Genomic DNA, 22,289 nt, shown 5'->3' with positions numbered 1-22,289 from the left:
GAAACATTCCAAAGTATGACTAACATTAAGGTAATTATAGATAGAGATGAGTACAATATTCCAGTACAGCTAAAGAGACTTTGCGGAAGAACTACTTACTTTGATGGGACACCAGTAAAGAATCCAATAGCTTTAACTAATAATGATATTAAAGTTATAGGAAATGAAGAAGGATATTATGAAATATGTTTAGCTGAGAAAGAGGAGTATATAGCAATATTTAATAAAGATTATTCTAAAGAAGCCTTAGAATGCTGGTTATATGATGTTAATTTAATTGAAAATATAGAGTTAGATGTAAGAATAGATAAATTTGAAATTTATGGGTTGCACGGATGGTATGGTGAACATAGTGTTAATATACATTTTGTTCCAATATCTTTAACAAAAGTATTAGAGAATATGAAATATGTAAGTGATGAATCGGATAAAAACAATAATATTTGGTCAGAAGTAAGTGAAGAAGATATAAAAATTTATATAGGTGATGTGGAACAAAAAATAGTGGCATTTAGAGAAGTTGAAGATTTTTTATGCTATGAAGATAAAGGAAAGATTAGTAGACCAGCCTATTTAATTAGCATTGCAAAAGAAACTATGGTCAATGATGTTATAAAAGTTGTTATTAGCAATAAAGCATTGAAAGATAATAAAGAAATAATTGAAAAAGGTGAAAGCTATTATTTTGGATTTTTAAGATAAAAAATATTTAATTAAAGAAACTAAGTTTATTTAATTATTGTAAAAAACATAACTTTATGAAGAAAATTATAGTTTTAGGGGGAAGAACATATGGCTATAAGAGAAATCTTATTATTAGGTAATGAAAAATTATATCAAGTATCAAGTGAAGTGAAAAAAGAAGAATTAGAAGAAGTGAAAAAAATAGCTGAAGATTTGCACGATACTTTAATAGAATTTAGAAAAAAATATAAATGTGGAAGAGCAATAGCAGCACCACAAATTGATGTATTTAAAAGAATTATTTACATGTATATTGATAAACCAGTAGTATTTATTAACCCTAAGCTGCAGTTTGTTGATGAAGAAAAATTTGAACTTTGGGACGATTGTATGAGCTTTCCAAAACTAAAGGTTAAAGTTTTAAGATATAAAAAATGTAAAATTTCTTATAAAGATTTATTATGGAATGATTGTGAAATGTTGCTTTCTGATGATTTATCAGAACTATTACAACATGAATATGATCATTTAGATGGAATACTAGCAGTGCAAAGAGCAATTAATGATAAATCACTTAAGATGGAAATATAGATTATAGTATTAAAACACTTCATAGTTTAACATTACATTTAACTGTGAAGTGAGGATAAAAAATGAGATTAAAATTAATTATAAATTTTAATCTCATTTTTATTAATACTATAGAGTATATTTTATTTTAGTTCCATTATAGTTTCCTTTTTACCCTGTAGATGATTTAAATATCTAGATAGTGTAAAGAAATAGTCAGATAATCTATTTACATATTTATAGCTAGCCCCTACATCTATATTTCTTTCATGAATTAATTCAACGAAAGCTCTTTCGGCTCTTCTAGTTATAGCCCTTGCTACATGTGCATAAGTCCCTTCTGGAGAGCCACTGTATAAAATAAAGTGAGTTTGTGCCGGCATTGAATTAGTCATTTTATCAATAGCTTCTTCAAGAGCAGTAACATCCTCTGATTTAATTTTAGGTTCTTTAAATTCTAAGGAGATTTCCACACCAGTTACATATAGTTTATGTTGAATTTCTTCTAAGAAAGTTGAAATTTCTTTTCTAGCAGAAGGTTTAATACCTTGATTTAAACAAAGCATAGAATTTAAATATCCTACATGACTATTTAATTCATCTATATGCCCTTGAACATCAATTAACAAGTCGCATTTTAATAGTCTGTTTCCAGCTAGGTTAGAAGTTGAACCTTTGTCTCCACCTTTTGTATAAATACCCATAGTTATCACCTCTAAAATTATATATTTATATTATTAATCTATTTTAGTATGTATTTAATTATATCTTAATTATACACTAAATTGCAGGAGGGATAAAGATTATTAGTTGATAAAGGTAATTAATTAAGTAATTATTAGCAAATATTTTTTAAAAATCAATAAAATATTAAAAAGGATTGGTATTTAAATACCAATCCTAGAGAATTATAAATTATTTATAATATATAAAATTTTATTATTTAATCTCATTAAGAGAATTAGTATCAAACGCTATAGTGAGTTAATAGAAGCAAGATTAGAATAGGGAGAAAAGAAGTAATAAAGAAAGTAGGTCATCGCCTTCATTGCCCCAATCATTACTCCAATCGTCTCTTCTACAATGTCTTCTTTCGCATCTTCTTTCGCATTTTCTTTCACATCTTCTTCTGCACTTTCTTCTACATCTTCTGTCTCTATCACAGCGATCGTCAAAATCACAGAATCCAAATAAACCATCACACATTATTAATTACCCCCAACTAATTTATAATTATTATCTTTAATGTCAAAATTATGAATGGCTTGTCCATTTATAATTACTCCTACTCATAATATATACATATTATGAAAAATTGTGATTAAAGATATGCATATAATAAAAAATATATAATAAAAAACTAGATTAAAATATAATTTTCTTGATTTCATAATGTATATATTAAAAGAATAGATATATGATATTAATTAGAAAATATAATAAATAGTTAAAATGTTATATAATGAAAAAATTACTATATAATCAACAAAAAGAAAGGATGTGATAAATTCATATCCTTTCTCTGTAAAAGGGGCTTAATTGTATGAATAATATAATATTATAAATATTTATATTCTAATAGAATTAGATAAAAGTTATTGGAGTTTTAAATAAAAGTTATTACCTTTTATAGTAAAGCCATTATTTTTATAAAAATGTATTCTATCATCATTAATATCTCCTTCAGAAATAGAATTACTTTTACTATAAAGCATTTGAGTTTTAAATTCCTTGCTTAAAGATAAATTTCCTTCTTTGAGTTTTTTATCTAATATATGATTAAGTTCAGGGATTAAAGTTTTAATTAAATATTGAAGTGCAGTTGCACCTCTGTCTGAATCTTTTTCCTTTCCAACTTCTAAAGTTTTAAGCTCAAGTACAGAAGTAAAATTATTGCTATATCCTAAAGTCATTTGAATATAATTACCTTTTTGCGATAAAGATTTATACTCACCATAAAAACCATAAATTTTGAAATTATTTGCGGTATAAGAAAAGTCTGGCGAATTTATATGGCAAAAAAAGGCTATAGGACTTCCCTTTTTATCTTTAGAGAAGTGAAAATACGGTCTTTCTACATTTGAGTAATCAATCCTACAATCCTTTAAAAATTTATTTAAATCCTTTACTACATTTATATATTTGTTATAGTTTTTACAATTACTTTCTATATTTTGAATTATTTTATTGCTTATAAATAATTGTTCTATAATAGTATCTTCGGTAGGATAGTTGATATTTGATAGATGAATACTATCTAAAATATCTTTAGACACAATATCTTCTAAAGAAATATAAGAAAGATCACTACATAGTATTTCATGTATATATTTACAGTTCAAGCATAAATATTTAAATCTATTTAATTTAATAGAGGTTTCAATTTTTGCATTTTCTAATATTTTATTATATTCCCTTAAAGTGTCTAAGGTTTTTTCGGTATTATTTTTACTTATGACAGATAGAAATATATGTTTAAAAGAATACTTCATAAAAACGCTCCTTTCAAAATGGAGATATCGTTAGATTATATGAAGTATAAAGGCTTAATTATTCTTATTTTCAAATAAATTTTATAATCATAAATATTAATTTCATAGAATATATTTATATATTAGAAATTTTATGGAGGAAATCAACTTGATTGTAAAGTTAAATGAAAGCCATAGTGAGAAATTAGAAGAGTTTCTAAACAAAAATAAAGAAATTAATGTTTGTATTATAGGATGTTTAGAGAAATTTGGTTTTGATGATAGGTTACAAGAGATATGGGCTGAATTTGATGAAAATTACAATTACAGAGCTATACTATTAAGACATAATACTCAATTTTATTTTCACTCTATAATAGAAGAGTACGATACAGAAGGATTTTGCAGGATTATAAATGGTTATAAAGATAAAGAGCAGATTTGGGGAGAACTTATTTCTATAACTAAGTTATTATCTGTATTAACTTATGATAAAGTAAAATTTAATCAATTTGCATATTTAGATAATTTATTATTAATAAAAGAAAATGCTTCAGTGATAAAGGCAAATCTGGAGGATGCAGAGGAAATTTATAGTCTTAGAAAGACAATAGAGGAGTTTGATGATTTTAAAACATCACCTGCTAGTATTAAAGCAGCAATTAATAGCGGCTTTGGAAGGGTGTATTGCATTAAAGAAAATAATAAAATTTTAGCTTCTGCAGCGACTACGGCAGAAAGTAAAGAGTTGGCAATGATAGTTTCGGTTATGACTCACAATAGCCATAGGAATAAGGGATATGCAATGAGTTGTGTTTATAAGATATGTAGGGAACTTATAGATGAAGGAAGGACCCCCTGCTTATTTTATGATAATCCTAAAGCAAAAAACATATATAAAAACTTAGGGTTTGAGGATATAGCGGTATGGGTCATAGTTAATTTCTAAGAGTGTATTTATTGGATAAACCACATTTTTCATTTTTTTATGAAAAATGTGGTTTTTGATGTTGACAAATCCAAAAATAACAAATATAATACAAATAGATGGTAATGATAATCAATTTCAGTTAAAAGTGATTTTCGTAAAGGAAGTGTTATTATGAGTAAAGTTTCAATAATTTATTGGAGTGGTACAGGAAATACAGAAACTATGGCTAACTTCATTGCAGAAGGCGCTAAAAGCGAAGGAGCAGAAGTAGAAGTAAAAGCTGTCTCAGATGCAGCTACTAGTGATATAGATAGTGCAGACGTGACTGCTTTAGGATGTCCTTCAATGGGTGATGAAATTTTAGAGGAATCAGAAATGGAACCTTTTATAGAATCAATAGAAACCGCTGTAAAAGGAAAAAAAATAGCCCTATTTGGTTCGTACGGATGGGGAGATGGAAAATGGATGAGAGATTGGGAAGAAAGAATGACTGGTTATGGTGCAATTGTGATAAATGAAGGATTAATTGCTAACTATACACCAGATTCAGGCAAAGAACAAGAGTGTTTAGAGCTTGGTAAAGAATTAGCAAAGTAGTTTTAACATCATCAAAATATTAAGGGAGTGATTACAGTGAAGTTAGCAGTTAAAGCTTTTAGGGAAAAAATAAATACTTTAAATGATGTAGAATATATGTTTAATGTGATAGCCTATAACATTGCCCCTACAATTAAAGGGCTTAAGGCTGCTACCACTGTAACCCTATGTAACCATGATAAAAACATGTGCAATAACTGGAAGGGTTATAAACATGAATTATTAAATAGATTAAAGATAAAAGCCTTTGAGTTAAAAGAAACAAATAATGCAGTAGTAGTACTATTTTATAATGAAGAGTTATTAAATAATAGATTAGAAGATAAAAGAGTTACAAATTTTTTAGTACAGTTTGGCTATGAACCAAATATGTCTATAACTGAAAAGCTAGAAGTATTGAAAAAAAGATATGATATTTCAATTTGTCCTCACGAAATGGGAATATTTTTAGGATTTCCACTAAATGATGTACAAACATTTATAGAAAGTCCACATAAGGAATGTTTACTTTGTGGATATTGGAAAGTGTATTATGATAGAGACTCTGCCTTACAAACTTTTAAATACTTTGATGAAGCAAAACTAGAAATAGTAAATAGCATTTGTCAGGGTAAAAAACTATTCGAGGCTATAGAAGTATTATCTATAGCCTCATAGGAAAATAGGTCAAACAATCTTCTTTAAATATATAATATTTTTTAGTACATGATATACAAACAAACTTATAAAATCCACAGTTTTATCTAAAAATTGGTTAAAGCTGTGGATTTTATTTTAAATAAATTCAATATAAGATTTTATTTAGTAGGCTAATCATCTATTTTTTGGATTTATAGGAATTATAGAGGAAATTTGAAAAGTTTGTAGAAATATAATGTAAGTTTTATTAATTATATTTTCATTATAATTTAAGTACAAATTAAATAAATTTATAGTCATTTATATAAAAATATATTAATTAGTAGGGGTATAAAAGTGTAATGCAGGGAAATAATATGGTATTACCTAAAGTTACTAATTATAGTTTAAAATAATAATCAATATATACAATATCTATTTCTCTATGAAGCTTGCATGTACTTTATAATATACTTAATTCTATTAAAGAATTTATAATAAATCTAAAGAAAAAAGTAGATTTTGATATATTTAATGACACTATAGAAAAAAGAACAGAAATGAATCTATCTAAATTTTTTGATGAATAGATTTTTGAGATAAAAACCTTTAAATATGTTGCTGATGAATTAAAATTTAATGAAATTTTGACAAAACATAATAAAAAGGTATAATAAAAGGCAATTTACATTTTAGTTGATGTATAATGGAAAAATTTATAATATATATTTAATTATTTTATATTGTAAAGTTTGATTGTGAGAGTTAATTAAAGTAAGAAACAAATTTAAATTTCACATAGCTTTAAATGTATCTTCTTAAAATGTAATTTTTACTAAATATATTAATAAAGATAGGTGATAATATGTCAAAGGAAAGAGCACAAGCAGTTATAATTGAAGAAGATAGCGTGTTACTTGGTATTGGTAAAATTAATGGGCAAATTAGACACTTTTTTATTAGTGGAAAAATGCATGAGGGAGAAACCCCAGAAGAAGCTGTAATTAGAGAACTGAGGGAGGAAGCTAATGTAGAAGGGAAAATCATTTTTAATATAGTTGATAATACTTATTTAATAGATATAGGAAATCAAATTCCGATTTTAGGTTATATTTCTAAAGAAGAGGATGACTTGGAATTTTCCGAAAGGACATTAGAGGATATAAAGTATATATCACTAGATGATTATGAAAGCTTTAAGGACATAGATATAAAATATTTTATTTTTCTAGAGAGAAAGTGTAAAGCCTTAAATTATTATCCAATATGGTATGAAAAATTAAGAAATTTAATTGAGCATTATAAAGTGTAGCTTAATTTTTAATGGTTAATATTTATTAAGAGATTAGAAATTATAAATGGAATTAATTCTGAGAAATTAATTCCATTTATTTTGTTACAATATTGTAAGATTGGACTTTAAAAATGTAAGTCTGATGAATGGACTAAAAAGTACTATAAATATAAAATTATAGTAGAATACAGATGGGTAAATTTAATTTATATATATGAGGAAGTGTTTTAGGAGGTAATGGGAATGAAAAGTATAAAAAAACTTGTATCTTTAGCAATAGCATCAATGATAATATCAGGAATGCTAGTTGGATGTGGAAATATTACAGCAAGTAGCGCTGATAATTCTAACAGTTTTATAAATTATAAAATAGATGCAAATTTAAATGAAAAAGATCAAACTATAACAGCAGAACAAAATGTTAAGTTTAAAAATATATATAAAGATGAATTAAAAGAGATATCATTTAATGTTTTTGCTGATGCTTATAATAAAAAAGAAACACAAACTGAAATGTTTAGAAATAGTAATGAAAAGATAGCAAAGGAGAATCCAGATAAAAAGCCGGAAGACTTTTTAGGAGGAATAGATATAAAATCTATTAAAAGCAGTGATGGAAAAGAATTAAAGTTCACAAAAGAAAATCAAGTATTAAAGGTAGAACTAGAAAAAGTATTGAAAAATTCAGAAGAAATTTCTTTTGATATAGAGTTTGAGGTAAAAATTCCTTTTGGAATGAATAGATTATCATATTACAATGATGTTTTCTCAGCAGTTCATTGGTATCCAGTAGTTGCGGTATATGATGAAAAAGAAAAGAGATGGAATGAGATTCCTTATAGTAAAGATTTCGAGACAGATTATTTCGAGTCATCAAATTATGAAGTGAATTTGAATGTTCCTAAAGAGTTTAATGTGGGCATTACAGGAGCTGAAACGGAAAAAATAGAAGGAGACAGAAAAATAGTTTCAGCTAAGGCTGAAAATACAAGAGAATTTGTTTTCTTCGCTAGTAAAGATTACAAAAAAGCTAGTAAGACCAAAGATGGGATTACTGTGACTATTCATTATTTAGGTGGAGATGAGAAAAAAGATAAATTAATGAATGAATATATAGATGAGGGTTTTAGTGCTATTGAGTTCTTTGGTAAGAAATTTGGTAAGTATCCATATAAGGAATTTGATGTATTTGAATCATATGTTGAAGGCGTTGCTATAGAATATACAGGAGCAATACAATTAGGAAGATTTAATGTAGACGGAAATAATCCTAAAGAGAATTCAGTGTTTATTCATGAAATAGCTCACCAATGGTTCCATGGTATTATTGGAAATAATTCAGAGACAGAATCTTTCTTAGATGAAGGCTTTGCAGACTTTTCAACATACTACTATTTAGATAAGACTCAGGGTAGTGAAAATGGCTTTGAAAGTATGTTACTTTATGAGAGTGGTCCAGCAAATAAAAAAATTACTTCCACTAATAAAGAAGTTGATGGAATGTTTAGCCAAGTTTATTATGATAGAGGAAGAACAGCAGTATATGAGCTTTATAAAAAAGTTGGTGAAGAAAAATTTGATAAGCTTATGCAAACTTATTTTAATAAATATAAGTTTAAAAACTCTACTATAAAAGGATTAATAGAAACAATAGAAGAAGTTTGTGGTAAAGATATGGCAGACCATTTTAATGATATAATAAACGATCCTAATTTTGATTTAAGCGATGAATATAAATTATCACCAGAAAGACAGGTAGAATTGCAAGCTAAAAGTATAAAGGAATTATATGACAGTTTATTCCAGATGGAAAGTACTCCAGAGCTTTCTTTGGCTAGAATTATGCATAGAAGATTAAATGAAGAAAAAGTCACATTAGTAAAAGCAACAGGAGTTTCAGAAAAAGAAAATATAGCACAAAATAAATTAATTGAAAAACTTACTTTACAATATGAAATGATGAATGTGAATTTTGAAGTTGTAGAAGATAATAAAATTGATGATAATGCAATAAAAAATAGCAATTTAATAATATTAGGAAATTCATGGAGCAACTCTTTTTATAAGAAAATAGAGAATAAAATAAATAAAAAAGTTACAAAAGAAGGCTTTACTTCAGATAAAAATGTTAAAAATGAAAATATATTTGGAGCATTTATGGATAAGAATCCTGAAAATGAAGAATACTTAGCAGAAGTGATTTTTTGGAATGGTGAAATATCAGATGATGAAAATTTTGAGAGTACTTCTCAAGATATAGTTACTAAAAGTACATCATTTGGATCAAATTTTTACGAATATATTGTATACTCTAATAATGGAGAAAGATTAGTAGATAAAAAAGAGAAAAATCCATATTCAGATTTCTTCCAAATGGATTAGTTTAAATGGCGTGAGCATTGCTTACGTCATTTTTGCAGCCTCTAAAGTTATATTTATAAATTTTACAAGTATTTATTTTATAAACGATAAGCTTTAATTGAATATAAAGATAATCAGAAAATGCTCCTTATTAACCATGAATTAGTTTATAATTTTATTATATGGGGTTACAATAATTGAGGAAATATATTACAATTATATTATCTTAAGTCTTATTAAATATATGAAGAAAATAACTAATTTAAAATGCCAAATGTATTTTGTGTCAGAAAAAAAATATTTTTTAACTATTAAGTTCTGATAATATATTATAATGAAAGCATACTTACACTAGCTAATTTTTAAATATGACTTACATCGGAGGATTATATTTATGGATAATAGGGATATTAAAGAAGAAGAAAAAACTATAAGCGAAATTGCTAATTATGAAATGCATACAATTTTTATATTAGTAATAGGGTTGTTTTTAGATGTAGTTTATAAGTTCTTTATATTACAAAAGCCATTTTATGAGTTTGCCATATCATTTTTTACCCTTGCAATAGGAATGTTATATCTTTCTATAAAGTTATGGGAAAATGGTATAATAATGAAAAGCAAAAAAATAAATGAAGTTAAAAGGATAAAATTAAGCTTATTTAAGGAAAGTATGATCATAGGAATATTTATATCCATAATTACCTATGCAATTGCTAAAGATGGGTTTAAGATACTATATCCACAAGATCTTAGAATAAGCTTTGTGTTAACTTTTATTTTAGAATCTTTTTTTGCGACAATAATAAGCTATTTTATAAAAATAATGATTGGTAAAGTCTTTAAGAAGACTTTAGAATAATAGATTGTGGAATAAATTCAAAAGGAATTTTAATAATTATTAATTTAATTATAGTTATAAGATGAAATTAAAAAATCGTGGCTAAAAGTCACGATTTTTTAATATATTTCTTAAATATATATTAAAATTTTATATTTTAAGCTAGAATTACTTTATCTATATTAACCATGGAGTTATCCTCTAATTTTACAGTAGAATTTAAATACCAACAAAATGATTTTTTAAGTCCTTCTTCTAAATCAATTTTAGGAATATATATATTATCTTTTATAAGTTCAGTAATATCAAGCATATAATTTATATTCCTAAAAGGAAAATATGAACGAGGACTAAAAGGAAACTTTTCTGTATTTACTTCTCGTATTATAGGTGTTTTTCTCATTACTTTTCCACAAGTTTTTACTAGTTCTTTAAAGGTTATTATTCTAGGATGAGTAATATTATAAGCTTTTCCTACTACATTACTCTTCATAGCACTTTCAAAGGCTCTAACCAAATCATCAATATGGATAAATTGAGTTTTAGCATTGCCATGAGGTATAGGAATAGGTTCTTGATTTAGGATTTTATCAAAAAAATAAGCTTCTCTATATAAATTATTTTCTTCGCCGTAAATATAGGTAGGTCTAAAAATTATAATAGGATAATTATTTTCTTTAGATTTTTCTAACAAATAATCTTCTGCCAATTTTTTATTTAATCCATAATCACCAAAATTTTTGTTTTTTCCTCTTTGAAAATCTTCAAAAATCAAATCTTGATTTTCTTTATAAACAGCGCCTGAGGAACAAAAAATATATTTTTTTAGTTTACTACTATCTATAGTTTCTATTACATTTTCTACGTCTTCTTTTGTATATCCACTTATATCTAATATATAATCATAGGTTTTTCCTAAAAATACTTTTCTCAATTCATCAATATTTTTTCTGTCGCAAATTAAATGATTTTTATATCCATGATAGTTTATTTTTCTAAGGCCTCTTGTAAGTATGTCTACATTATAACCTCTGCATATTAAATGTTTACATAAGTTGCTACTTACAAAGGTTGTACCTCCTAAAATTAAAACATTATACATTAATCTATCGCTCCTTAAATGTTTTCATTATGGACTAATAGTAATTTTATTATAAATATATTATATGAATGTTACATAATTATGACAATCTAGCGTTTTTACCATATTATGCTTATGAATAGCTATAAAATAATTAACTAACATACTATCTTTAAATAGTTATTTTATTTAAGAGTAATTAAACTATTGAATTAGAAACTTTATTATGATAAAATAAATACAGAATATTTTGAAAGGAGTGGTGTTTTATGAAAAAGAGAATTTTATTTGCAAAGTTAAATTTTAATAAAAACTACTCCAAGGTATGTATGGTTTCTTAGCATATTAAAAGTTTGAATCACTGAGGGATTTAAAAAATTTTAATATTCTTATGTTGTGATATGATATTTACAACATTATTTAGCTATACATTATAAATTAGAATAGTTCCCTGGGGTAGTTAACAACACTATTTCAGGGTATTTTTATACCCAAAGTTAAAATTTGGGAGGAAATAAATGAATTATAAAAGATTATATGACTTAGGGCTAAATGAAGAATTATTAAAAGAGGTAGAAGAAAAATATAGTGATTTTTATATAGGAAGAGTTGCTTTTGAAAGTAAGGGATTATATAGGGTTATAACTGAAGAAAGTACAGTTATAGCTAAAGTTTTAGGAAAATTAATTTATAACTCTAATGGAAAATCTGATTATCCAGCAGTAGGAGATTGGGTTGTATTAGATAGAGATAGTGATAAAAATGGAGAGGCCATTATTTATGATATACTAAATCGAAAAAGTAAATTTTCAAGGAAGGCTCCAGATAGAAAAATAGAAGAGCAAATAGTAGCAGTAAATATAGATTATGTGTTTATTTGTATGTCACTTAATAATGATTTTAATATAAGAAAGTTAGAAAGATATATTTCTGTAGCCTATGATAGTGGTGCTGGAGTAGTGGTTATACTGACGAAAGCAGATTTATGTGATAATGTAGAGGAAAAACTTTTAGAAGTATCATCTGTAGCTTTTGGAGCAGATGTTATAGTTATAAGTTCTATTTTAAATTTAGGAATAGAAGAGGTTAAAAAGTACGTTAAAAAAGGTAAAACTGTTGCTTTTCTAGGTTCTTCAGGAGTAGGGAAGTCTACTTTGATAAACAGCTTATTAGGTGATGAAAAGCTAAAGACTGGTGATGTTAGAGAAGGTGATGACAAAGGAAGGCATACTACAACTCATAGAGAATTGATATTGCTTCCTGATGGAGGAGTAGTAATAGATACCCCTGGAATGAGAGAGCTTCAAATCTATGATTCTTCTCAAGGGGTTAGTACTAGCTTTAGTGATATAGAGGAGTTAGCAGCAAGGTGTAAATTTTCAGACTGTAATCATGATACTGAGCCAGGATGCCAGATTAGAAGAGCTCTAGAGGATGGAAGCTTAACTATTGAGAGATTTAATAATTATTTAAAATTAAAAAGAGAAGCTGAATTTATGGACAGAAAGATAAAAAAATCTGAAGCATCAAATTATAAGAAAAATATGGCTAAGGCAAGTAAAAAGTTTCATAATGAAAAAAGAAAGCACTAAATAGTTATAATTATAAATTTTAGGCGTATGAAAGAAAATGATAACCTAAAGATTCTAAATTAATGGAGGAGAAGATGGAAACTTTATATACAGCATATTATCAATCTCCCATAGGAGTTATATCAGTTCAAGGAAATGAGGAAGGTATAGTATATATAAACTTTTTAGATGAAAGTAGAGAAGATGATGAAAACTTACCTGAAGTAATGTTAGAATGTTTAACTCAATTGGATGAATATTTTAGTGGCAAAAGAAAGGACTTTAAATTAAAACTAATAACTAATGGTACAGAATTTCAAAAAAAAGTATGGAATGCTTTAACTACTGTTAGTTATGGAACTACTGCTTCCTATAAAGATATAGCAGAAAAAATAGATAACTCTAAAGCAGTAAGGGCTGTAGGAGGAGCAAATAATAAAAATCCTCATAGTATAATTGTTCCATGCCACAGAATAATTGGAAGTAATGGTAATTTAGTTGGATATGGTGGAGAACTTTGGAGGAAACAGTGGCTTTTAGATTTTGAAAAGAAAAATCTTTAGTATTAAATGTGACATATGAAAGAAAATAATAAATCAAAGATGTTAGTATAGTTTATATTCTACTCACAGTGGGGCTATGTTCAGAAACTGACAAGGTCGTATGATGGAAAATAGGCTAACATACTGGTATATTATTTCTTGAATATGCCCAAATTAATGATATAATAGTAGTGTGAATATTTGTGAAATTTCGGAGGTAATATCTAAAATGAGAATTTCTGTTTTTAACTAACCAAATTTAATATTTTCTAAAAGAATAATTTATAAAATTACCTTGGGTATTTTTTTAGATGCCTTAAATAAGGGTTTATTTAGTATGTATTCTTTTAGATTAGGTTGTTAAGAACAGAGGTTTATAATGATTTTAAGAATATTATGCTCTAAATTTTAAATTTATTAAAGCATGATAAGTCATAAGTAGACGTGTGTCTATTTATGACTTTTTTTATTTCTAAATGAAGAAAAAGTATATCTATATTTGATAAGAAAGGTTTTTATTAATAATTAACTTGATAAAAGTTTATTATTTAGTACGGATTAATTATAGATTTAGAATTAAAAACAAGATGTTCTTAATAACCAAAGATAAAGCATCTTTTGAAGATGTATAGCTTTGAGGAGGAATATTTATGTTATTATCTTTTAAAAATATAAAAAAAGATTTTGAGAATGTAGAAGTATTAAAGGACATTAATCTAGATATAAAGAAAAATAAAATATTAGGGATTGTAGGAAGAAACGGTGCAGGGAAGAGCACTCTAGTTGATATTATTTTTGGACTATCAGAAAGAGATGAAGGAAATATAATCTTTCACCAGCCAGAAATTAAGGCAGCTTATCTTAGACAGAATGGTTCTTATGAGCTCAATATATTGTGTAAGGAAAATATCGGAAAAGATAAAGGTATAACTTTAAATCATAATATGCTTAAATATACTAGTGAATTAGGACTTGAAAAATTTTACACTTGGGATGATGTTAGGCTTGACAATTTAAGTGGGGGAGAGAGAACTAAAGTATCTCTAGCCAATATTTGGAACTCTAAGCCACAACTTTTAATTTTAGATGAGCCTACAAATAATATGGATTTTAAAGGAGTTAACTGGCTTTTAAGTGAACTTGAAAAATTTAATGGGGCGGTAATTATCATATCCCATGATAGATACTTTTTAGATAAGGCTGTGGATGAAATTCTAGAGATAGAAGATGGAAAGTCTATAATTTTTGAAGGGAACTATAGTTTCTACAAGGAAGAAAAAGAGCGTAGATTTAAATCTCAGCTTAATCAGTATAAGAAAGAGCAAAATTATAGAGAAAAGATTCAGGAAGATATTAAAGATTTAAAGAATTGGTCAGAAAAAGCTCATAGAGAATCTACAAAAAGGAGAATTGTAACGGAAAATAAGATGGGAGGAAAAGAGTATTTTAGAGCCAAAGCAAAAAAGAGAGATGTGCAAGTTAAATCTAAAATTAAAAAATTAGAAAAATTAAAAGTAGACGGTGTGAAAAAACCTAAAGAAGATAAAAAAATATATTTTGAATTTAACTCTAATACAAAAGGAGGAAAAAGACTTTTAGAATTTAAAAATGTAAGCAAGGCTTTTGAGAAAAATGTATTATTTAATAATTCTAGCTTTTACATTAATAGAGGAGAAAAGATAGGGATTTTTGGTGAAAATGGCACTGGTAAAAGTACTCTTATAAAAATAATACTTGGTGAAGAAAAGTTAAATAACGGAGAAATGTGGATTAGCGACTCACTGGAAATTGCATATTTAAGCCAAAATGTAGTAGATTTAGATAGTGAAATCACTCCATTAGAGCTAATAGGTGAACTTCCTAGAGAAGATATGGGAAAGGTAAGAACTATGCTATTTAATATGGGTTTAAGTAGTAGAATTTTAGATACAAAAATAAAATATTTAAGTTTTGGGGAGAAAATGAAAGTAAAACTAGCAGGATTCATATTGAAAAATTATCCACTAATTATTTTAGATGAACCAGAAAATCATATTGATCTACCAAGTAGAGAACAATTAGAAGAAGCATTGATAAATTATGAAGGTACAGTAATAATTGTTTCTCATGATAGATATATGATGGAAAGAGTTTGCAATAAGATGATAGTAATTGAAAATAAAATGATTAAAAGATATGAGAAAAATATTAAAGATATAAATTTAAGGGAAAACCATAATAGTTTAACTAATGATGAATTAAAATCAAAGCTTATGGTAATTGAAAATAAAATTGCTGAAGTGTTAGGAAAGTTAAGTCTGATTGTAAATAAAGATGAAAAATATTTAGAACTTGAGGAGCAGTTTAATGTTCTTCTAAAGGAAAAATCTATGTTAATGGACAGGATTAAAAACAAATAATTATAATTAAAAAGTATAAAAATAGTGATAGATTTTAATCAAAATCTATCACTATTTTATGTATTAAGGCTAAAAAGGGTTTTCGGGTATATTAAAATAATATTATAAATTAATAAATTAGATGTGAATTAAATATTAAAAATTTTAAAATTATTATATAAAATGAAAAAATATGAGTTTATAATTTTAAAACTACAAATTTATATGAATATTAATAAAATTATGAAGCTTAATGATATGTAAAAAGTATATTATTAGATTTTTTTTAACATTAAATGCAATTATTTATATATATTAAAATGATAATATCTGTATTTTTTTGATTGTATACAATTACATAAAATTTTATTTAAAAAAATATAAATTCGACATATTTTTTTGTCAAAAAAGGTTGATTTTTAAAAAATATGAGTGTATTATAATACAATACTGACTGGTCAGTACAATAAACTACAGAGAGGTGATTGCATGAAAGTTACAGAGATAACTAAAAGAGATCTTAATAAAATAAAAAAGAATGCCTTTAAGATTTTAGTAGCCTTAGGAATTTGTATTATTCCTGTTATTTATGGATTTACTTATTTAGCTGGATCGTGGGATCCATATAATAATTTAGATAAAATGAAGGTTGCTGTAGTAAATGAAGACAATGGCTATATGAGGGAAGATAAAAGATATAATTTTGGACAAGATTTAGTTGACAAGCTAAATGAAGAAAAAAATTTAGATTGGCAGTTTGTATCTTTAGAAGAAGCAAATAAAGGCATGGAAGATAAAAAATATTATGCTATGATTCAAATACCTGAAAACTTCTCAAAAGATATGTTTACTCCCATTGACAGCAAAGAAGTGAAGGAACCAGTAATATATTTTACTTCTAATAAGAAAAAAGGATATGTTTCAAATAAAACAGTAGATGTGGCAATGGACACAGTACAAAAGAATTTGAATCAATCTGTATCCCTTAAGGCTACTGCTAGAGTTGTAGATAAAGTATATGACACTAAAGACAAATTGGTAAAAGCAGTTGACGGCAGCAAAGAATTAAATAAGGGAATGGAAGGGCTTAATGAAGGAGTTAAGAAGATAAAAGATGGTACAGATCTTTTAACAGGAAAAGCTCCTGAAGTAAAAGAAGGCGTAGAAAATTTATATAATGGTGTAGTTCTTATAGATGACAACATCGATATGCTAAACAAGAAATTTAAAAATGTAGAACATATGTTAAATGAGAATTTAGATTCAATAGATAAAGCAAGTTTAGATAAATTAATAAATGATGCACATCAACTTGAAAATGGTTTAGCACAAATTGATATGGAAAAAATAAATGCTACATTATCAAATCCAATGATTCAAAAAGTATTAAGTAACCCAGAAGAGTTACAGGGCGAAATTAATGAATTGAATAATAAAATTGATAAGATTCTAGCTATAACTAACAGTTCAGAAGTTGTTAATGCTATGCAAACTCTTTCTTCAGTAGGAGAAAAGTTAAATCAAATACAATCTTCAGGAATACTAAATCAAACAGCAGCAATAGCAAATAATAAAGATGGATTGTTAAAGCTAATAGGATCACTTCAAGCAAATGGAGCTATAACAGAAGAACAAGGAAAATTACTTATGGGTTCTGTTATGGTAACTAGTACGGTTAATAATGAAGCAGGTAATCTAGAGTCAATTTCAAAGACAATTAATGGATTAAGCATCAATCCTCAAGATATACAAAAAATAAATGATACGTTGGTAAATGCTAAAGGTTCGCTTAATGCTATAGCGCCAATGTTATCGCCAGAAAATATGAGTAATTTAACAGTTGTAAAATCTTTAATACCACAAGTTAATGAAATAAAATTAGATATTCAAAAGAACCAAGGAAATATACAAGCTGCAAAACATGCAGTGGAACAAGGTAAAGAATACTTAGATTTATTACCAAGCTTGTCAGAAAAACTTGATATGTTTAGTGAAGGATCTAATAAATTAAGAACAGGTGTTGAATCAATGTATAATAAGATTCCTTCAGCATTAGAAAGTGTAGATAAATTATCAGGAGGAACATCTGAGTTATATGATGGATCAATAAAAATTAAAGATGGATCTAAAAAACTAGCTACTGAGTTAGAAGATGGTGTAAAAGAGTCTGATAAGGTTTTAATTCATAATAGTAAAGAACTTTCAAAATTTATGGAAGAACCAGCAAAGGTAGAGAAAATATTCTTAGGAAATGTTGAAACTTATGGTGAAGGATTAGCGCCATATTTAATTCCATTATCATTATGGGTAGGAGCGTTAGTTAGTTTCTTCTTAGTAAAAGAGAAAGTGGATAAAGACTTAAAGGATACCAACAAAGTATCAATAGTTTTAGGAAAGTTTATGTCTTATGCTTTAATAGGTATAGTACAGTCAATAATACTCAGTACAATGCTTTTAGTATTAGGAATAAAACCAGATAATATAGTCTTATACTATTCTTTAAATGCCTTGCTTTCATTAACATTTATGTCAGCACTTCAATTCTTAATATTTACATTTGGAGATATAGGAAAATTTTTAGGTATAGTAGCCTTAGTTATGCAATTGGTAAGTTGTTCAGGAACATTTGCTGTTGAAACTTTACCAAAAGTATTTTCAGTAATACATCCATTTGTACCATTCACTTATGCTGTTGATTTATTAAGAGAAGTATTAGCAGGACCAAATATGAGTATAGTTATTAAAGATTCGCTTATCTTAGGAGGATTTTTGATTGGATTTATTCTGCTAACAATAATCTTTAAAGATAAATTAAGTGAAAAAGTAAAAGATGGAATTGAAGAAGCTTTAATGGATTAGTATTTATGTAGTATAATTAATGTTAAATTATCCATTGGGATTTTGGGAGGAGAATATGAGTAAGACAAAGGAAGCTATCTTAAACTCTGCAATAAAAGTTTTTTCGACAAAAGGTTATGACGGAGCCACAATGGATGACGTAGCCATTGTTGGAGGAGTAGCCAAAGGAACTTTATATTACCATTTTAAAAGTAAAGAAGAGCTTTTTAAATATGTTATAGATGAAGGCATAAAAAGTATGGAAGAAAAAAGCTCAAGTGTATTATCTCTTGAACAAGAGCCTCTTGACAAGATAAGAGCATTAATTAAAATACAATTAGAATTAGTACATGAGTATAAAGATTTTTTTAGAGTTGCGTTAAGCGAACTATGGGGAAATCAAGAAAGACAAAGTGATCTTAGAATTACCATTAAAGAACACATAGAGTATTTATCAAATCATATTAAAAAAGCTATAGAAGCTGGAGTAATAGAAAAAAATGATTCTGAGTTTTTAACATATACCTTCTTTGGAGGACTATGTACTCTAGCTATATATGATATAATCAATGAAGATAAATATGATGTAAATGAATTAACTGAAAAACTTATAACATATATATCAAAAGGGATAAGCTTAAATAAATAAAATACCTCTAGGATATTACCTAAATTAGATAGTATCCTAGGGGTATTTTTAGATTATAGGGATACAATGTGAAAACTTAACATGTATTGTGGAAAATAAATTTTTTATAAAAATAGTTTAAATTCTTATAAATTAAGAATTAATAATTAATAATGAAAAATTTAGGATGAAATTCACTGCTAGTGAATTTCTAAAATGGAATTTATTTTGAAAAACTCCAAAGACTTTGACAGTGAAGTTTTAACCATAATTCTTCATTCTTAATTTTTAATTCATGGTAAAAATTTTATTATGGAAATTAAAATTATGCATAAGCTAAATTTTCATTGTGGAACCATATAAAATCTTAGTGTGATTTATCTCTTACTATTTTGTAAGCTTAAAATTCATTTAGCTATAAGATTAAATATTTATAATAGATTTATAAAATTTCTAGCAATCATGTTCCAAAATAAATATTAGATTTTCAGATACTATGCTAAAAGAAGAAATAGTTATAATTGAAAAAAGTGGTCAGGACTTTAGAAAAATTAATGCTAGCAGCTAAACTAAAAAGAATGATAGAATACTAATGCCATAATATATTTAGCTGCACTAAACGTAGCAACAAACAGTGTTCGCCATATATTATTGAATGAATATTAAACTATAATTGTGAATTTTACATTGTGAATTGTGAATTGAAATACTCAAGGGCGTAGTTATATTTGGTTATATATTAATTTTTAAGGTAGTTTATCTATATAGAAAGTATAATTGTAGCTTTGAATAGTTATTTTCTTTTATTTATTATGACTTTATAATAAGTATTATAAATATTATTCAATAGGTAAAAAATGAGGAATTTAATATATAAAAAATTATTTGTATAATAGAATTTAAGTATTAAAATATCGATAAAGAGGAGGAAATATGGTTAAAGTTTTATTAGTTGAAGATGATGCCACATTGGCTATGGGAATGGAATATACTTTAAAAAATGAAGGTTTTGATGTTACAGTTACATCAACTTTAAAAGAAGCAAGAGAAGGTATAGAAAATTATAATATAGATTTAGTATTACTAGACTTAATGTTACCAGATGGAAGTGGTTATGAACTTTGTAGAGAATTAAGAAAAAAAAGCAATACTCCTATAATTTTTTTAACTGCCTCTGATGAGGAAGCCAATGTAGTTATGGGGTTAGATATGGGCGGTGATGACTATATTTCTAAACCTGTTAGAATTGGTGAATTAATTTCAAGAATTAAAGCAGTTTTAAGAAGATATGAAAAGGATTCAGGTTATAGAAGTAATAAATTACATTCAGGAGATATTACTATTGAACTTTTAAGTAATAGGGTTATGAAAAACCATGTAGAAATTATATTGACATCATTAGAATATAAATTACTTATATCCTTAATACAAAACCCTAAAGTAGTACTTAGCAGAAGTCAAATACTAGAAAAAATATGGGATGTAGGTGGAGAATTCGTCGATGATAATACTCTTTCTGTATATGTAAGGAGGCTTAGAGAAAAGATTGAAGATGATCCAGCAAAACCAGAATACATAATTACAATGAGAGCAGTAGGATATAAATGGAATAAAGAAACGAGGGAATAGCTATGGAAAAATTATATAGAAATCCAGAAATTAAAAGTATCACTATTAAAATTGTGATACTTTGTTTTGTATTTTTAATATTTACTCTAGTAACTATGAATATAGGTATAAATAATATAAATAAAAAAGTAATAAGACAAAATGCAGCAGTATTAGGTATAGTATTAGAAGAAAATCCTGAATTAGAAAAAAATATAGTAGGATATTTTACTAAAGGAATATCAGAGGATCAAATTAAGAGTGGATTAGCTACTTTAGAAAAATACAGTTATAATGAAACATTAAAACCAGTAGATATTCCTTTGATTAGAGAAGCTTCAAAGAGCTTGTTATTTAACGTTTTAACTGTTAATATTATATTTTTTATTACAATCTTTTTTATAGTCTTGCTTGATTATAAAAAAATTCTATCTAAAATAAATATCGTATCTAGTAGTGTTGAAAGAGTTTTAGAAGGAGAATATGATATGACTCTTGAAGGAGGAGAAGAGGGAGAGTTTTCTATTTTATATAATCAATTAAACTTACTAGTAAATAGATTAATCGAAAACATGGAAAAATTGAAGAAGGAGAAGGAATTCTTAAGGAATATTATTTCAGATATTTCTCATCAACTAAAAACTCCGCTATCATCTATAATCATGCTCAATGAGCTAATGACTAGTAAAGATGATATGGATGAAGAAACAAAGGTGAAGTTTCTTAATAAAACTAGCGAACAACTTACTCGTATGGAATGGCTCATAATTAATTTGTTAAAGATAGCTAGAGTAGAAGCTGGAGCTATTAATTATAAAATGAAAAATCAACCTTTAATCATAACCATAAATAAAGCATTTTCTCCATTAAAAGAAAAAGCTAAGACTAAAAAACAAAATATTATTATAGAAGACAAAAGAGACGTTTATTTAAATCATGATAGTGATTGGATGACTGAAGCCATAGGAAATATAATAAAAAATGCTATTGAACATACAGAAGAATATGGAACTATATCTATAGAAATAAAAGAATCTCCACTGCTTGTAAGTATTATTATTAAAGATAATGGTAATGGAATAAAAAAAGAAGAATTACCACATATTTTTGAAAGATTTTATAAAGGGAAGCATGAAGTAAAGCCTATTAGTATAGGAATAGGTCTCACACTATCTAAATCCATAATTGAAAGTAATGGTGGCAGTATTTCGGTAAAAAGTATAGAAGGAGAAGGAACGGAGTTCGTTATAACATTTTTGAAAAGTATTGTATAAAA

The 22,289-nt window shown here is 26.3% G+C and carries 19 protein-coding genes; 15 read left to right on the top strand and 4 right to left on the bottom strand.

The window, feature by feature from the left end; genetic code table 11:
• Both B2W91_RS19220 and B2W91_RS19215 read left to right on the top strand, forming a co-directional pair.
• On the top strand, window positions 1-702 hold a 702-nt coding region (locus tag B2W91_RS19220; RefSeq protein WP_291583852.1), incomplete at its 5' end, for a hypothetical protein.
• 90 nt (window positions 703-792) lie between these two features.
• Window positions 793-1,275 (top strand): peptide deformylase, encoded by a 483-nt coding sequence (locus B2W91_RS19215; protein WP_291583850.1) that lies wholly within the window; start codon window positions 793-795, stop codon window positions 1,273-1,275.
• Between the two features lie 122 nt (window positions 1,276-1,397).
• Here B2W91_RS19215 and B2W91_RS19210 read toward each other — a convergent pair whose 3' ends face one another.
• The 3 genes from B2W91_RS19210 to B2W91_RS19200 all read right to left on the bottom strand — a co-directional run bounded on the left by B2W91_RS19210 (window position 1,398) and on the right by B2W91_RS19200 (window position 3,746).
• The gene (locus B2W91_RS19210) at window positions 1,398-1,958 is read right to left on the bottom strand and encodes a cob(I)yrinic acid a,c-diamide adenosyltransferase (protein ID WP_291583848.1); all 561 of its coding nucleotides are present in this window, start codon (window positions 1,956-1,958) and stop codon (window positions 1,398-1,400) included.
• A 295-nt stretch (window positions 1,959-2,253) separates the two neighbouring features.
• Window positions 2,254-2,460: a hypothetical protein gene (locus tag B2W91_RS19205; RefSeq protein WP_291583846.1), complete on the bottom strand. Its 207-nt coding sequence runs from the start codon at window positions 2,458-2,460 to the stop codon at window positions 2,254-2,256.
• A 389-nt stretch (window positions 2,461-2,849) separates the two neighbouring features.
• Window positions 2,850-3,746 carry a hypothetical protein gene (locus B2W91_RS19200; RefSeq protein WP_291583844.1) on the bottom strand — a complete coding sequence of 299 codons (897 nt, stop codon included), beginning with the start codon at window positions 3,744-3,746 and terminating at the stop codon, window positions 2,850-2,852.
• A gap of 148 nt (window positions 3,747-3,894) precedes the next feature.
• Here B2W91_RS19200 and B2W91_RS19195 point away from each other — a divergent pair, with 148 nt between their 5' ends.
• The 6 genes from B2W91_RS19195 to B2W91_RS19170 all read left to right on the top strand — a co-directional run bounded on the left by B2W91_RS19195 (window position 3,895) and on the right by B2W91_RS19170 (window position 10,388).
• Window positions 3,895-4,674: a GNAT family N-acetyltransferase gene (locus tag B2W91_RS19195; protein ID WP_291583840.1), complete on the top strand. Its 780-nt coding sequence runs from the start codon at window positions 3,895-3,897 to the stop codon at window positions 4,672-4,674.
• Between the two features lie 153 nt (window positions 4,675-4,827).
• Window positions 4,828-5,253: a flavodoxin gene (locus tag B2W91_RS19190; RefSeq protein WP_291583838.1), complete on the top strand. Its 426-nt coding sequence runs from the start codon at window positions 4,828-4,830 to the stop codon at window positions 5,251-5,253.
• Between the two features lie 36 nt (window positions 5,254-5,289).
• Window positions 5,290-5,910 carry a DUF3793 family protein gene (locus B2W91_RS19185; RefSeq protein WP_291583836.1) on the top strand — a complete coding sequence of 207 codons (621 nt, stop codon included), beginning with the start codon at window positions 5,290-5,292 and terminating at the stop codon, window positions 5,908-5,910.
• A gap of 826 nt (window positions 5,911-6,736) precedes the next feature.
• Window positions 6,737-7,183: an NUDIX domain-containing protein gene (locus B2W91_RS19180; protein WP_291583835.1), complete on the top strand. Its 447-nt coding sequence runs from the start codon at window positions 6,737-6,739 to the stop codon at window positions 7,181-7,183.
• 225 nt (window positions 7,184-7,408) lie between these two features.
• A complete protein-coding gene (locus B2W91_RS19175; RefSeq protein ID WP_291583832.1) occupies window positions 7,409-9,547 on the top strand; it encodes a M1 family metallopeptidase in 2,139 nt (712 codons plus the stop codon).
• A gap of 373 nt (window positions 9,548-9,920) precedes the next feature.
• Window positions 9,921-10,388 (top strand): hypothetical protein, encoded by a 468-nt coding sequence (locus B2W91_RS19170; RefSeq protein WP_291583830.1) that lies wholly within the window; start codon window positions 9,921-9,923, stop codon window positions 10,386-10,388.
• Window positions 10,389-10,524: 136 nt separating this feature from the next.
• Here B2W91_RS19170 and B2W91_RS19165 read toward each other — a convergent pair whose 3' ends face one another.
• The gene (locus B2W91_RS19165) at window positions 10,525-11,469 is read right to left on the bottom strand and encodes an NAD-dependent epimerase/dehydratase family protein (protein ID WP_291583828.1); all 945 of its coding nucleotides are present in this window, start codon (window positions 11,467-11,469) and stop codon (window positions 10,525-10,527) included.
• Window positions 11,470-11,966: 497 nt separating this feature from the next.
• On the opposite strand from B2W91_RS19165, the gene rsgA reads away from it, so the two are divergent.
• From rsgA to B2W91_RS19130, 7 genes are all read left to right on the top strand, one after another.
• Window positions 11,967-13,040, top strand: coding sequence for a ribosome small subunit-dependent GTPase A (gene rsgA / locus B2W91_RS19160; RefSeq protein WP_291583826.1), 1,074 nt, complete (start codon window positions 11,967-11,969; stop codon window positions 13,038-13,040).
• Window positions 13,041-13,114: 74 nt separating this feature from the next.
• Complete coding sequence (locus B2W91_RS19155; RefSeq protein ID WP_414633139.1) at window positions 13,115-13,582, top strand: methylated-DNA--[protein]-cysteine S-methyltransferase; 468 nt, start codon at window positions 13,115-13,117, stop codon at window positions 13,580-13,582.
• A 629-nt stretch (window positions 13,583-14,211) separates the two neighbouring features.
• Window positions 14,212-15,960 (top strand): ribosomal protection-like ABC-F family protein, encoded by a 1,749-nt coding sequence (abc-f, locus tag B2W91_RS19150; RefSeq protein WP_291583822.1) that lies wholly within the window; start codon window positions 14,212-14,214, stop codon window positions 15,958-15,960.
• Between the two features lie 468 nt (window positions 15,961-16,428).
• A complete protein-coding gene (locus tag B2W91_RS19145; RefSeq protein WP_291583821.1) occupies window positions 16,429-18,798 on the top strand; it encodes a YhgE/Pip domain-containing protein in 2,370 nt (789 codons plus the stop codon).
• 55 nt (window positions 18,799-18,853) lie between these two features.
• Window positions 18,854-19,426 carry a TetR/AcrR family transcriptional regulator gene (locus tag B2W91_RS19140; RefSeq protein WP_291583820.1) on the top strand — a complete coding sequence of 191 codons (573 nt, stop codon included), beginning with the start codon at window positions 18,854-18,856 and terminating at the stop codon, window positions 19,424-19,426.
• Between the two features lie 912 nt (window positions 19,427-20,338).
• Window positions 20,339-21,034, top strand: coding sequence for a response regulator transcription factor (locus B2W91_RS19135; RefSeq protein WP_291583818.1), 696 nt, complete (start codon window positions 20,339-20,341; stop codon window positions 21,032-21,034).
• A gap of 2 nt (window positions 21,035-21,036) precedes the next feature.
• Entirely contained in the window at window positions 21,037-22,287 is a 1,251-nt protein-coding gene (locus B2W91_RS19130; RefSeq protein WP_291583816.1) for a sensor histidine kinase, read from the top strand.
• Window positions 22,288-22,289 lie beyond the last annotated feature (2 nt).

It is taken from the genome of Clostridium sp. UBA6640 (assembly GCF_002455975.1).
Classification (GTDB): Bacteria; Bacillota; Clostridia; order Clostridiales; family Clostridiaceae; genus Clostridium_J.
The sequence above is the reverse complement of the archived record's forward strand: the minus strand, read 5'-3'. Positions and strand labels throughout refer to the sequence as shown.

Bases quoted from the DNA above. Each gene is read 5' to 3' on its own strand.
- B2W91_RS19215 (WP_291583850.1), top strand. From the start codon at position 793: ATGGCTATAAGAGAAATCTTATTATTAGGTAATGAAAAATTATATCAA.
- B2W91_RS19210 (WP_291583848.1), bottom strand. From the start codon at position 1,958: ATGGGTATTTATACAAAAGGTGGAGACAAAGGTTCAACTTCTAACCTA.
- B2W91_RS19205 (WP_291583846.1), bottom strand. From the start codon at position 2,460: ATGTGTGATGGTTTATTTGGATTCTGTGATTTTGACGATCGCTGTGAT.
- B2W91_RS19200 (WP_291583844.1), bottom strand. From the start codon at position 3,746: ATGAAGTATTCTTTTAAACATATATTTCTATCTGTCATAAGTAAAAAT.
- B2W91_RS19190 (WP_291583838.1), top strand. From the start codon at position 4,828: ATGAGTAAAGTTTCAATAATTTATTGGAGTGGTACAGGAAATACAGAA.
- B2W91_RS19180 (WP_291583835.1), top strand. From the start codon at position 6,737: ATGTCAAAGGAAAGAGCACAAGCAGTTATAATTGAAGAAGATAGCGTG.
- B2W91_RS19175 (WP_291583832.1), top strand. From the start codon at position 7,409: ATGAAAAGTATAAAAAAACTTGTATCTTTAGCAATAGCATCAATGATA.
- B2W91_RS19170 (WP_291583830.1), top strand. From the start codon at position 9,921: ATGGATAATAGGGATATTAAAGAAGAAGAAAAAACTATAAGCGAAATT.
- B2W91_RS19165 (WP_291583828.1), bottom strand. From the start codon at position 11,469: ATGTATAATGTTTTAATTTTAGGAGGTACAACCTTTGTAAGTAGCAAC.
- rsgA (WP_291583826.1), top strand. From the start codon at position 11,967: ATGAATTATAAAAGATTATATGACTTAGGGCTAAATGAAGAATTATTA.
- B2W91_RS19155 (WP_414633139.1), top strand. From the start codon at position 13,115: ATGGAAACTTTATATACAGCATATTATCAATCTCCCATAGGAGTTATA.
- abc-f (WP_291583822.1), top strand. From the start codon at position 14,212: ATGTTATTATCTTTTAAAAATATAAAAAAAGATTTTGAGAATGTAGAA.
- B2W91_RS19145 (WP_291583821.1), top strand. From the start codon at position 16,429: ATGAAAGTTACAGAGATAACTAAAAGAGATCTTAATAAAATAAAAAAG.
- B2W91_RS19140 (WP_291583820.1), top strand. From the start codon at position 18,854: ATGAGTAAGACAAAGGAAGCTATCTTAAACTCTGCAATAAAAGTTTTT.
- B2W91_RS19135 (WP_291583818.1), top strand. From the start codon at position 20,339: ATGGTTAAAGTTTTATTAGTTGAAGATGATGCCACATTGGCTATGGGA.
- B2W91_RS19130 (WP_291583816.1), top strand. From the start codon at position 21,037: ATGGAAAAATTATATAGAAATCCAGAAATTAAAAGTATCACTATTAAA.